9 protein-coding genes are annotated in these 11625 nt (G+C 75.9%); 8 read left to right on the top strand and 1 reads right to left on the bottom strand.

Annotated features, from left to right (window positions below):
- Positions 1 to 2 precede the first annotated feature (2 nt).
- The 3 genes from HNQ01_RS18085 to HNQ01_RS18075 all read left to right on the top strand — a co-directional run bounded on the left by HNQ01_RS18085 (position 3) and on the right by HNQ01_RS18075 (position 2968).
- A complete protein-coding gene (locus HNQ01_RS18085) occupies positions 3 to 557 on the top strand; it encodes a tripartite tricarboxylate transporter TctB family protein (RefSeq protein ID WP_173806901.1) in 555 nt (184 codons plus the stop codon).
- 1 nt (position 558) lies between these two features.
- Complete coding sequence (locus HNQ01_RS18080; RefSeq protein ID WP_173806900.1) at positions 559 to 2055, top strand: tripartite tricarboxylate transporter permease; 1497 nt, start codon at positions 559 to 561, stop codon at positions 2053 to 2055.
- A gap of 166 nt (positions 2056 to 2221) precedes the next feature.
- Positions 2222 to 2968 carry a PIN domain-containing protein gene (locus HNQ01_RS18075; protein WP_173806899.1) on the top strand — a complete coding sequence of 249 codons (747 nt, stop codon included), beginning with the start codon at positions 2222 to 2224 and terminating at the stop codon, positions 2966 to 2968.
- Positions 2969 to 3017: 49 nt separating this feature from the next.
- Here HNQ01_RS18075 and hemH read toward each other — a convergent pair whose 3' ends face one another.
- A complete protein-coding gene (gene hemH, locus HNQ01_RS18070; protein ID WP_173806898.1) occupies positions 3018 to 4115 on the bottom strand; it encodes a ferrochelatase in 1098 nt (365 codons plus the stop codon).
- A gap of 59 nt (positions 4116 to 4174) precedes the next feature.
- Between hemH and HNQ01_RS18065 the strand changes: the two genes are divergently transcribed.
- From HNQ01_RS18065 to HNQ01_RS18045, 5 genes are all read left to right on the top strand, one after another.
- Entirely contained in the window at positions 4175 to 4936 is a 762-nt protein-coding gene (locus HNQ01_RS18065) for an HAD family hydrolase (protein ID WP_286180943.1), read from the top strand.
- Between the two features lie 94 nt (positions 4937 to 5030).
- Positions 5031 to 6563 (top strand): efflux RND transporter periplasmic adaptor subunit, encoded by a 1533-nt coding sequence (locus HNQ01_RS18060; RefSeq protein WP_173806897.1) that lies wholly within the window; start codon positions 5031 to 5033, stop codon positions 6561 to 6563.
- Positions 6560 to 8734 carry a site-2 protease family protein gene (locus tag HNQ01_RS18055; protein WP_173806896.1) on the top strand — a complete coding sequence of 725 codons (2175 nt, stop codon included), beginning with the start codon at positions 6560 to 6562 and terminating at the stop codon, positions 8732 to 8734. Before HNQ01_RS18060 ends, HNQ01_RS18055 begins: the two co-directional genes overlap by 4 nt.
- A gap of 5 nt (positions 8735 to 8739) precedes the next feature.
- On the top strand, positions 8740 to 10689 hold the full coding sequence (locus tag HNQ01_RS18050; protein WP_173806895.1) for a preprotein translocase subunit SecA: 1950 nt from the start codon (positions 8740 to 8742) through the stop codon (positions 10687 to 10689).
- 4 nt (positions 10690 to 10693) lie between these two features.
- Positions 10694 to 11623 carry an efflux RND transporter periplasmic adaptor subunit gene (locus tag HNQ01_RS18045; RefSeq protein ID WP_173806894.1) on the top strand — a complete coding sequence of 310 codons (930 nt, stop codon included), beginning with the start codon at positions 10694 to 10696 and terminating at the stop codon, positions 11621 to 11623.
- Positions 11624 to 11625: the final 2 nt, after the last annotated feature.

Raw genomic sequence — 11625 nt, 5'->3', positions numbered from 1 at the left:
CGATGGACGCGACGAATCCGAACGTCGCGGTCACCGCGGCAGCCGATGCGCTGCCGGCGGGCGCGATCCGTGCGCAGGCCCTGGTGGGCGTGGGCACGCTGGTGGCCGCGGCCGCGCTGGCCGGCGGGGCGCTGTCCATCCCGGCCGAGGCCGGCTACTCCGGCGTGGGCCCGAACTTCCTGCCCTGGGTGGTGACTGGCCTGCTGGCGCTGTGCGGCGTGCTGATGCTGCGCGAGGCGCTGACCGGGGGCTTCCGCGAGCTCGACGATGTCGATGGCGCCGAGCAGGGCGACTGGGGCAGCTTCGCCTGGGTCTCCAGCGGCATCCTGCTCAACGCCGCGCTGATCACGACGGTCGGCTTCGTGGCCAGCTGCGCGCTGTGCTACGTGCTGGCGGTGCAGGGCTTCCGCCGCTCGCAGGGCACGGCCGCCGCAGGCGTGACCGGCTGGCTGAAGGACGCCGCCATCGGGCTGGCGATCTCCGCGCCGGTCTTCTGGATGTTCACGAAGGGTCTCGCGATCAGCCTGCCGGGCCTGACGCAGACGGGATGGATCTGACATGGGTGGTCTCGATATCTGGTCGCAGCTGATCAACGGCTTCCTGACCGCCGGCACGCCGGTCAACCTGCTCTGGGCCCTGGTGGGCTGCACGCTGGGCACGGCCGTGGGCGTGCTGCCCGGCATCGGCCCGTCGACCGCGGTGGCGATGCTGCTGCCGATCACGCTGAAGGTCGATCCGACCGCCTCGATGATCTTCTTCGCCGGCATCTACTACGGCGCGATGTACGGCGGCTCGACCACCTCGATCCTGCTCAACACGCCCGGCGAGGCCGGCTCGATGGTGACTGCGCTCGAGGGCAACAAGATGGCCAAGAGCGGCCGCGCCGGTGCGGCGCTGGCCACCGCGGCGATCGGCTCCTTCGTCGCCGGCACGATCGCCACCGTCGTCGTCACGCTGTTCGCGCCGGTGGTGGCGCAGTACGCGGTGCGGCTCGGTCCGCCCGAGTACTTCATGCTGATGCTGCTGGCCTTCTGCACCGTCAGCGCGGTGCTCGGCCAGAGCACGCTGCGCGGCCTGACCGCGCTGGGCCTGGGCCTGGCGATGGGCCTGGTGGGCATCGACCAGATCTCCGGCCAGGCGCGCTACACCGGCGGCGTGCCGGAAATGATGGATGGCCTGGAGGTGGTGCTGATCGCCGTCGGCCTGTTCGCGGTCGGCGAGGCGCTCTATGCGGTGCTCTACCAGGGCCGCGAGGTCGAGACGCAGAACGCGATGAGCAAGGTCCACATGACGCGCGACGAATGGCGCCGTTCCTGGCCGGCCTGGCTGCGCGCGACCTTCATCGGCATCCCGTTCGGCACGATTCCCGCGGGCGGCAGCGAGATCCCGACCTTCCTGAGCTACGCCACCGAGAAGAAGTTCTCCAGGCACAAGGAGCAGTTCGGCACCACCGGCGCGATCGAGGGCGTGGCCGGCCCGGAGGCCGCGAACAATGCCGCGATCACCGCGACGCTGATCCCGCTGCTGACGCTGGGCATCCCGACCTCGAACACCACCGCGATCCTGCTGGGCGCGTTCCAGAACTACGGCATCAATCCGGGCCCGCAGCTGTTCGACACGAACGGCGCGCTGGTCTGGGCGCTGATCGCGTCGCTGTACATCGGCAACGTGATGCTGCTGATCCTGAACCTGCCGATGGTGGGGCTGTGGGTCAAGATGCTGAAGATCCCGAAGGCGCCGCTGTACGCCGGCATCCTGATCTTCGCCACGGTGGGCGTCTACGGCATGCGCCAGAGCGCGTTCGACCTGTTCCTGATGTACGCCATCGGCCTGCTGGGCGTGATGATGCGCCGCTTCGGCATCCCGACCGCGCCGGTGGTGGTGGGCATGATCCTGGGCCCGCTGGCCGAGGCGCAGCTGCGCAACGCGCTGTCGATCGGCGAGGGCCGCTGGAGCGTGCTGGTCGAGCGTCCGATGTCGGCCACGCTGCTGGCGGTGGTGGTCTCGGTGCTGGTGCTGCCGCGCCTGATGAAGATGCTGCGCCGCAACGGCTGAGGCGCCGCGCGGGCCGCACGACCGGCCCGACGCCTTACCATCGGCGGATCCTGTCCGCTGTCCGCTGTCCGCTGTCCGCTGTCCGGGCCCGCCACGGTGCATGTCGCCGTGGCGGGCCCGAGTCCGTTGCCGCCCCCGCCTTGCCTGCGATCCCGAGCCTGTTCCGATGACGACGATGCGCTTCCTGACCGATGCCGATGCCCTGACCTGGCTGCTGGGCCAGCACGACGACGAGGAGCACCGCCCGGTGGCCTCGCGCTCGGCCTGGCTGGACCAGATCGACCAGCAGCGCGGCGCGCTGCTCGTGCCGGCGATCGTGCTGGCCGAGGTGCTGATGCTCACCGGGGCGGCGGGCGAGGGCGCCTGGCGCACGCTGCGCGCGCACCGGGTGGTCGAGGTGCTGGCCTTCGACGAGCGTGCCGCGCGCGAGCAGGCGCGGCTGGCCGGCGAGGGCGCGGCGCAGGCGGTGGCCCTGCGCTCGGCCGAGCCGGTCGCGCGCCAGCTGGCGGTGCTGGCGCGGCTGCGCGGCGCGGCGCTGCTGACGCGCGAGGCGTCGCTGCGCCAGCTCGCGCAGCAGACCGGCGTCGCCGTGCAGTCGGTGCGCGAGCAGGTCGCCGGCTGCGCGCTGCGCCAGCTCGCGCTGCCGCTCGACGACGAGGGTGCACCGGCGGCGGCTGCCGCCCCGGTCGCGGCGCCGCCCGCGCTGATGCGCGCGCCCGGCATGGACCTGTCGGTCTTCCGCGACATCGCGCAGGCGCTGGACTCGATCTTCGACGACGGCCGTCCGGGCGGCGACGGCGAGCGCGCCGACAGCGCGCCGGCCGAGGCCGCGCCGCCGGCCCGCCCGGCGGTGCCGGTGCTGCCGGCCTGGCTGCTGGCGCCGCGCGCGCCGGAGGGCGAGCCGCCGGTCTGAGGTCCGGGACGCCCTCGGCGCTTCAGCCCTTCATGGCGTCACCGCGTCATCATCGCTTCGCGCCGAGCGCCAGTGCCTGCTGGCGCTGCGCTTCCAGTTCGGCCGCGCGGGGCAGCTCCTCGGCATGCAGCGGCCAGCCGGCGCAGTGGCGCCGCACGACCGCCTGCAGCGCGGCGATCCAGGCCGGATGGTCGTTCAGGCAGGGAATGTGGTCGAAGCGCTGGCCGCCGGCGGTCAGGAAGACCTGCCGGCCCTCGATCGCGATCTCCTCGAGCGTCTCCAGGCAGTCGGCGGCGAAGCCGGGGCAGAAGACCTGCAGGTGCCTGACGCCCTTCTTCGCCAGCGCCTGCAGCGTCGGCTCGGTGTAGGGCTCGAGCCACTTGGCCTTGCCGAAGCGGCTCTGGAAGCTCAGCGAGATCTGGTCCGCCGTCAGGCCCAGGCGCTCGGCCAGCAGACGCCGGGTCTTGTGGCACTGGCAGTGGTAAGGGTCGCCCAGGTGCAGCGTGCGCTCAGGCACGCCGTGGAAGCTCAGCAGCAGGTGGTCGCCGCGGCCCTCGCGGGCCCAGTGGTCGCGCACCCGTGCGGCCAGCGCGTCGATGTAGGCCGGCTCGTCATGGTGCTGGCGCACCCAGCGGATCTCGGGCAGCGCGCGCTGGGTCAGCTGCCAGCGGTGCACGTCGTCCATCACGCTGGCGGTGGTGGTGCCGGAGTACTGCGGGTACATCGGCACGACCAGGATGCGTTCGCAGCCCTCGGCCTTCAGCGCGTCGAGCTCGGAGGCGATCGAGGGCTGGCCGTAGCGCATCGCGTGGCGCACCGTCAGCGCCTCGCCGGCGGCGTCGGCCAGGCGCTGCAGGCCGGCGGCCTGATGGCGGGTCCAGACCGCCAGCGGCGAGCCCTCGGGCGTCCAGATGCTGGCGTACTTGGCGGCCGACTTCGCCGGTCTCACCCGCAGGATGATGCCGTGCAGGATCGGCTTCCACAGCGCCGCGGGGATCTCGACCACCCGCGGGTCCGACAGGAACTGCGCCAGGTAGCGGCGCACGGCCGGAGCGGTCGGCGCGTCCGGCGTGCCGAGGTTGACGAGCAGCACGCCGGTGCGGGCGGCACGGCCGTGACGGTGTTCGGGTTCGGGGGCATATCGCATGGCGGGGCGGATTCTCGCCGACTCGGCGACACTGCGGGGCCGTGCCGTCTTCCCCGTTCATGATGTCGATCGACTGTCCAGCCCTGCCTTCCGTCTCTCCGTGGTCCGCCGGCACGATCCGTGCGCTCACGCTCGATCTCGACGACACGCTCTGGCCGGTCGGACCGACGCTGGTGCGCGCCGAGCGGCTGCTGCACGACTGGCTGCGGGCGCAGGCGCCGGCCACCGCCGCCGCCTTCGGCGTGGAGCGCATGCTGGCGCTGCGCCAGGACGTGGCGCGACGCCGCCCCGATCTGGCCCATGACCTGACCGAGCTGCGCCGCATCACGCTGCGCGAGGCGCTCGCTGCCTGCGGCGAGGACGTCGCCCTGGCCGATCCGGCCTTCGACGTCTTCTTCGCCGCGCGCCAGCAGGTGACCTGGTACGAGGATGTCGCCGAGGCGCTGGAGCGGCTCGGGCGCCGCTTCGTGCTGTTCGGGCTGACCAACGGCAATGCCGAGCTGGGCGCCACCGGCCTGTCGGCGCATCTGGCCGGCTCGGTCGGCGCGCGCGAGTGCGGCGTGGCCAAGCCGGATGCGCGCATCTTCCACGCCGCCTGCGCGCGGCTCGGCCTGGCGCCGGCGCAGGTGCTGCATGTCGGCGACGACTGGGCGCTCGACGTGGTGGGCGCCCGCCGCGCCGGGCTGCACAGCGCCTGGGTGCGCCGGCCGGACGCGGCGCACCGGCCGGGCCCCGCCGACGGCCGCCCCGACGACGAGCACGCCGCAGGCCATCTGACGGTCGCCGACCTGCGCGTGCTGGCCGAGCGGCTCGGCGCCTGAGCGTCGGCCGGTCTTCGGCCGGCGGGCGTTTGAAGGGGGTTTGCCGGTTTCATCGCCGTACCGCCGCGGCGCCGACGCGCTTGAATAGGCGCCGGTGAACGCCCCGATTTCTTCGCTTCCGACACGCTCCGAGCCCGGCCCCGCCGCGACCGCTCCGGTCGACGAGGCCTCGGCCCGGCTCGACCAGGCGCTGCGCGAGGCCCGCCGGCTGGCTGCGCCGGTCGGCTTCGGTGCCTCGGCGCCCGCACCGGCCGCTGCGGCGGCCGCGCGCCCGATGCCGGCCGCCGGCTGGCTGATGGAGACGCTCGCGGCCTTCCTGCAGCCGCCGCGCGGCACCGATCCGCTGCGGGCGCTGGTGCTGCACCTGGCCGCGAGCCTGCGCTGCGACCGGGTCGCGCTCGGGCTGCGCCGGCGTGCCGCCTCCGAGATGGAGGTGCTGGCCGTGTCGGACCTGAACCGTCCGTCCGAGGCCGCCGAGCTGGTGCGCGACCTGCATGCGGCGATGAGCGAGGCCGCGGCCAGTGCCTGCACGCTGACGCATCCGTCGCGCCGCGCCGTGCCGCTGCATCCCGGGCTGGCGCATGTGCAGCTCGGCCGGGTGCTGGGCGCCTGTGCGGTCTGCACCGTTCCGCTGGGGCTGGACGGGCGGGTCGTCGGCGCGCTGACGCTGCAGCGCGATCTCGGCGCGCCGTTCCGCACCGAGGAGATCCTCCGGCTGGAGCAGGCGGCGCAGTTCCTCGCGCCGATGCTGCGCATGCATGTCGAGCGCCGCCGCCGCGATCCGCTGGCGGGGCTGGGCGGCTGGCCGGCCGGACTGGCGCCGCTGCGCCGTCCGCTGATGCTGGGCGCGGCGGCGCTGCTGTGCGCGCTGGCGCTGCTGCCGGTGCGCCGCGAGGTGGTCGCGCCGGCGGCAGTGCACGGCCTGCACGAGCGCCAGCTGGTGGCGCCGCGCGACGGCTTCGTCGCGGTCGTGCATGCGAGGCCGGGCGCGCGCGTCGTCGAAGGGCAGCCGCTGGTCGATCTCGACGGCGAGGGCGCGCGCCAGGAGCTGCGCGCGGCCGAGGCCGCGCAGAGCCAGGCCGAGACCGCCGTCAGCGAGGCGCTCGCCCGCCATGACCAGGCGCAGCTGGTGGTGCAGATGGCCCGGGTCGACGAGGCCCGGGCGCGCGCCGAGCAGGCCCGCGCCGAGCTCGAGCGCGGCCGGGTGCTGGCGCCGATGTCCGGGCTGGTGGTCGCCGGCGACCTGAGCCGCTCGGTGGGTGCGCCGGTGCGCCGTGGCGAGGCGCTGATGACGGTGGCGCCGGCCGAGGGCTTCCGGCTGGTGCTGTGGGTCGACGAGCGCGACATCGCCGCGGTGCGGGTCGGCCAGACCGGCGCGCTGCGGGTCAGCGCCAGCCCGGGCCGGGCGATGGCGCTGACGGTGACCCGGGTCACGCCGGTGGCGACGCTGCGCGAGGGGCGCAACGGCTTCGAGGTCGAGGCGGCGCTGGCGCAGGCGGCGCCGGCGCTGCGGCCCGGCTACGAGGGCGTCGCCCGGCTCGAGGCCGGGCGGCAGCTGATGGTGCGTGCGCTGCTGGGCCGGCTGCCGGACTGGCTGCGCATGAGCTGGTGGACGCTGGCCGGATGAACGCGGCGATCGACAGCCCGCTCTGGCACCGGGTCGCCGCGGTCGTTCCGCGGCTGCGCGCGACGGTGCGGGTGCGCCATCGCGGCGAGGGCGAGCAGGCGCGCCATCTGCTCGCCGACATGCTGACCGGGCGCCATCACCTGCTCGACGAGGCCGGCTGGGCCTTCGTCGGCCGCTTCGACGGCCGGCTCAGCGTCGGCGAGCTCTGGGGCTGGCTGTGCGAGCACGAGCTGCGCCCGCCGACCCAGGTCGAGGTGGTCGAGTGGCTGGCGCGGCTGGATGCGGCCGGGCTGCTGCAGTGCGAGCAGCTGCCCGACCTGCAGGCGCTGCTGCGCGGCCAGGCGCAGCAGGAGCGCCGCCGGCGCCGCGCCGCGCTCGATCCGCTGTCGTGGCGGCTGCCGCTGGGCGATCCGGGGCGGTGGCTGGCACGGCTCGATCCGCTGGCGTGGCTGCTCGGCCAGCCGCCGGTGCTGCTGGCGGCGGCGCTGCTGGTGCTGGCCGGCCTGGTGCAGGCGCTGCTCGAGGCGCCGGCGCTGCACGACGACCTGCGCCGGCGTCTGGCCAGCCCGGTCTTCGTCGCGAGCGCCTGGGCGATCTATCCCTTCATGAAGGCGCTGCACGAGCTGGGACATGCGCTGGCGATGCGGCGCTTCGGCGCCGAGGTGCGCCATGTCGGCATCGCGGTGATGTACCTGCTGCCGGCGCCCTATGTCGATGCGTCGGCCGCCGCCGGCCTGGCGCGCCGGCGCGAGCGGGTGGCCGTCGGCCTGGCCGGCGTCGCCGTCGAGCTGGTGCTGGCGGCGCTGGGCGTGCTGGCCTGGTCGGCGCTGCAGCCGGGCCTGCCGCGCGATCTGGCGCTGACGCTGGCGGTGGTCGGCGCCGGCTCGACCCTGCTGGCCAACGCCAATCCGCTGGTGCGCATGGACGGCTATCACGTCCTGTCGGACCTGCTGGACCTGCCGAACCTGGCCGCGCGCAGCCGCACCGCCTGGCTCGAGCGCCTGGGTGCGTGGATCTCGCGCCAGCCGCTGCCGCGGCGCGCGCCGCGGCCGGCGCTGCAGCGCCTGGCGCTGGGGCTGCATGCGCCGCTGGCCTGGCTGTTCTCGGTGACGGTGAGCGTGTCGGTGGTGTTCTGGCTGGCGAAGCTGTCGGCGCTCCTGGCGCTGACGGTGGCGGCGCTGGCGCTGGTGCGCCTGGGCTTGCGGCCGCTGGCGGGGCTGGTGCGCTGGCTGGCCGGCGCGCCCGAGCTGCAGGGCCGGCGGGCGCAGGTCGCCGCGGCGGTGCTGGGCACGGTCGCGGCGCTGGCGGCGCTGCTGCTGGCGCTGCCGGTGCCGGAGGCGACGGTGGCCGAGGCGGTGGCCTGGATGCCGGAGGAGGCGCTGGTGCGCGCGCCGGCCGACGGCGAGGTGGTCGAGGTGCGCGCGGCCGACGGTGCGGCGCTGGCGGCCTCGGCGCCGCTGCTGCGCATCGACAGCCCGACGCTGCCGGTCGAGCTGGCGCGGGTGCAGGCGCAGCGCCTGGCGCTGGAGGTCGACGCGACCGCGCGCCAGGTGCGCGATCCGGCCGGCGCGGCCCGGGCCGAGGCGCAGGCCGCGGCGCTGGCGCGCCAGCAGCAGGATCTGGCGGCGCGGCTGGAGGCGCTCGACCTGCGCGCGCGCCGGGCCGGCCGCATCCGCTGGATCGCGCCGCAGGCGCTGGCCGGCCGGCAGGTCAGCCGCGGCGAGGTGCTCGGCCACCTGATCGCCGATGACCGGCTGGTCGCGCGGGTGGCGGTGGCGGGCGACCGCAGCGCGGCGCTGCTGCGCGGCGTGCGCGCGGTCGAGGTGGTCGCGCTCGAGCGCCCGGGCCGCACGCTGGCCGGGCAGTGGGACGGCAGCGTGCCGGCGACGGTGATGCGCCTGCCCTCGGCCGCGCTGGGCAGCCAGGGCGGCGGGGCCGTCGAGGTCGATCCGGCCGACCGCGAGGGGCTGACGCCGCTGGCGCCGGTGGCCATCGTCGACGTGCAGGTGCCGGAGCTGCCGGTCGAGCGGCTCGACGGCCGTCTGGGCGGGCGGCTGATGGTGCGCTTCGACCACGGCAGCCGGCCGCTGGGCGCGCGGCTGCTGGAGGCGCTGCAGCGCCAGGTGCTGCGCCACCTCGGCGAGGCCGTCGACGTGCCGGCCGGACGCTGACGGCGATGGGCACGCGGGCCGACGCGGCGGCGGCGCTGGTGCGCCCCGGCCCGGTCTGGGGGCCGTACCCGATGCGCGAGGAGGCGCCGGGGGGGCTGCAGGCGCTGCACGCCGTCTGGCGGCTGCGGCGCGAGCGCCCGGCGTTCCTGGCGCGGCTGCGCGCGCTGCGGGCCGCGCCTGCGGTGCCGCTGCCCGAGGATGTCGTGGCGCCGCGCTGGCGCGCGCGGCTGCGCACCGAGGGCTTCGGTGCGCAGGTCGGCGCCGAGGTGATGCACCGCCTGGCGCTGCTGGTGCAGCGCGAGCTCGGCTTCCTCCCGCACGAGCCGCAGATGCTCGCGGCCTGGACCATGCTGCAGGGCAGTCTGGTCGAGATGGCCACCGGCGAGGGCAAGACGGTGGCGACCTTCCTGGCCGCGGCGACCGCGGCGCTGGCCGGCGTGCCGGTGCATGTGCTGACCGCCAACGACTACCTCGCCGAGCGCGACGCGCGCCGGCTCGAGCCGCTGTACCGCGCGCTGGACCTGAGCTCGGGCTGGATCGCCTCGTCGCTGGATGACGCGGCCCGCCGCGCCGCCTATGCCTGCGACGTGGTGCATGCACCGGCGCGCGAGCTGGCCTTCGACCACCTGCGCGACCGGGTCGACTTCGGCCGGCCCGACGGCAGCCTGGCCTGGCAGGCCCGCGGCGAGGCGGCGGCGCCGGAGCGTGCGCGGCCTCGGCTGCGCGGCCTGTGCCTGGCGCTGATCGACGAGGCCGACAGCGTGCTCTGCGACGAGGCGCGCGTGCCGCTGGTGCTGGCCGCGCCGGCGCCGCCGGAGCTGCCCGAGGCGGTGCTGCGCACGCTGCTGGCGCAGGCCGGTGCGGCGCGGGCCGGCGTCGACTTCGTGCTCGACGGCGGCGAGGCCCGGCTGACGCCGGCGGGGCGGGCCGGGCTGGCGGCGCTGGCGGCGGCGCTGCCGCGGCCCTGGTCGGATGCGCGCTGGCACGAGGACGGGCTGCGGCGCGCGCTCGCCGCGCAGCACCGGCTGCAGCGCGACCGCGACTATGTGGTGCAGGCCGGCGCGGTGGTGCTGGTCGATGCGCTGACCGGCCGGGCCGCCCCCGAGCGGCAGTGGTCGCGCGGCCTGCATGCGCTGCTGGCGATGAAGGAGGGGCTGGCGCCGCCGGCGGCGCAGCGCACGCTGGCGCAGCTCACCTACCGGCGCCTGTTCGCGCGCTATCACCGGCTCGGCGGGCTGAGCGGCACGCTGGCCGAGGTCGGGCCGGAGATGGCGCTGGCCTACGGCACGCCGGTGCTGCGGGTGGCGCGCCACCGCGCCTCCCGGCTGGAGCTGCAGGGCACGCGGGTCTTCGCCGAGGCGCAGGTGCGTTGGCAGGCGGTTAGCGAGCGCGCCGCCGCGCTGGCCGGCGCCGGGCGCGCGGTGCTGATCGGCACCGCCTCGGTGGCCGATTCCGAGCGCATCGCGGCGCTGCTGCGCGAGCGCGGGCTGCGGCCGCTGGTGCTGCACGCGCTGCAGGGCGCGCTCGAGCACGAGGTCATCGCGCGCGCCGGCCGGCCCGGGCGCATCACGGTGGCCACGCAGATCGCCGGCCGCGGCACCGACATCGCGCTCGATCCGGAGGTGCACCGCCAGGGCGGCCTGCATGTGCTGGCCTGCGCCGACGACTTCGGCGCGCGGGCCTGGCGCCAGCTCGTCGGCCGCTGCGCGCGCCAGGGCGATCCGGGGTCGGCGGAAACGCTGTTGTGTTCGGGAGAAGGCGTGCTGTTCCGCCGCTTGCCCGGCCGGCTCGCGGCTACCCTCGTGGGCAGGCCTGCCGACTCGCGCCTGACCGCCGCGCTGTGGCGGCTGGCGCAGTGGCTCGACGAGCTCGACGGCATCCGCATGCGCCACGCGCTGCAGCGCCACGAGCGCCGGCAGGCCGGCCGGATGGCCTGGAGCGGGCCCGAGGAATGATGCGATGAACGATGTGCTGCCTACGATGCTGCCGGGCGCCCTGCGCCGCGCGGCGCGATTTCCGGTTCCGTTGCGGCTGGCGCTGGCGCTGGCCGGCGCGCTGCCGGCCCTGCCGGGCGCCGCCGCGCCGCTGGCCTGCCTGATCGAGCCGTCCCAGGTGGTCGACATCGGCTCGCCGGTGGTCGGCGTGATCGCCAGCGTCGAGGTCGAGCGCGGCGACGCGGTGCGCCGCGGCATGGTGGTGGCGACGCTGCGCCGCGACGTCGAGCGTGCCAACCTGGGTGCGGCCACCGCACGCTCGCAGGTCCAGGCCGAGCTGCGCGCGGCCCGCGCCGCCGCTGCCCTGGCGCAGAGCAAGCTCGTCCGCGCCGAGGACCTGCGCCGGCAGAACTTCATCTCCGAGGTCGCGCTGGAGCAGGCGCGCTCCGAGGCCGAGGTGGCCCAGCGCCGCGTCGACGCGGTGCGCGAGCAGCAGCGCGCCGCCGCCAGCGACGCCGAGGCCGCGCGCACCCAGTTCGCGCAGCGCGAGCTCGGCGCCACCATCGACGGCATCGTCACCGAGCGTTTCCTGAATCCGGGCGAGCGGGTCGACGACAAGCCGATCCTGCGCATCGCCCGGCTCGATCCGCTGCGGGTCGAGCTGGTGCTGCCGCTGGCCGACATGGGCCGGCTGAAGGCGGGCGACACGCTCACGCTCAAGCCCGACTATCCCGGCGCGCCGACGCGCAGCGCCACCGTCGAGCGCGTCGACCGGGTGGTCGACGCGGCCAGCCGCACCTTCCGCGCGCGGCTGACGCTGCCCAATCCGGAGCACGCGATTCCGGCGGGCGTGCGCTGCGTGGCGGACTGGGGCGGCGCGAAGGCGGCCGCCCAGTCCGTCGTTCCCGAGGGCAGCGGTCCGGCGCGCGACATGCGCCCCGCGGTGCTGCGCTGAGC

The sequence above is a fragment of the Sphaerotilus uruguayifluvii genome (assembly GCF_013294065.1).
GTDB classification, from domain to species: Bacteria; Pseudomonadota; Gammaproteobacteria; order Burkholderiales; family Burkholderiaceae_C; genus Sphaerotilus; species Sphaerotilus uruguayifluvii.
This window is presented reverse-complemented; position numbering and strand designations above follow the sequence as displayed.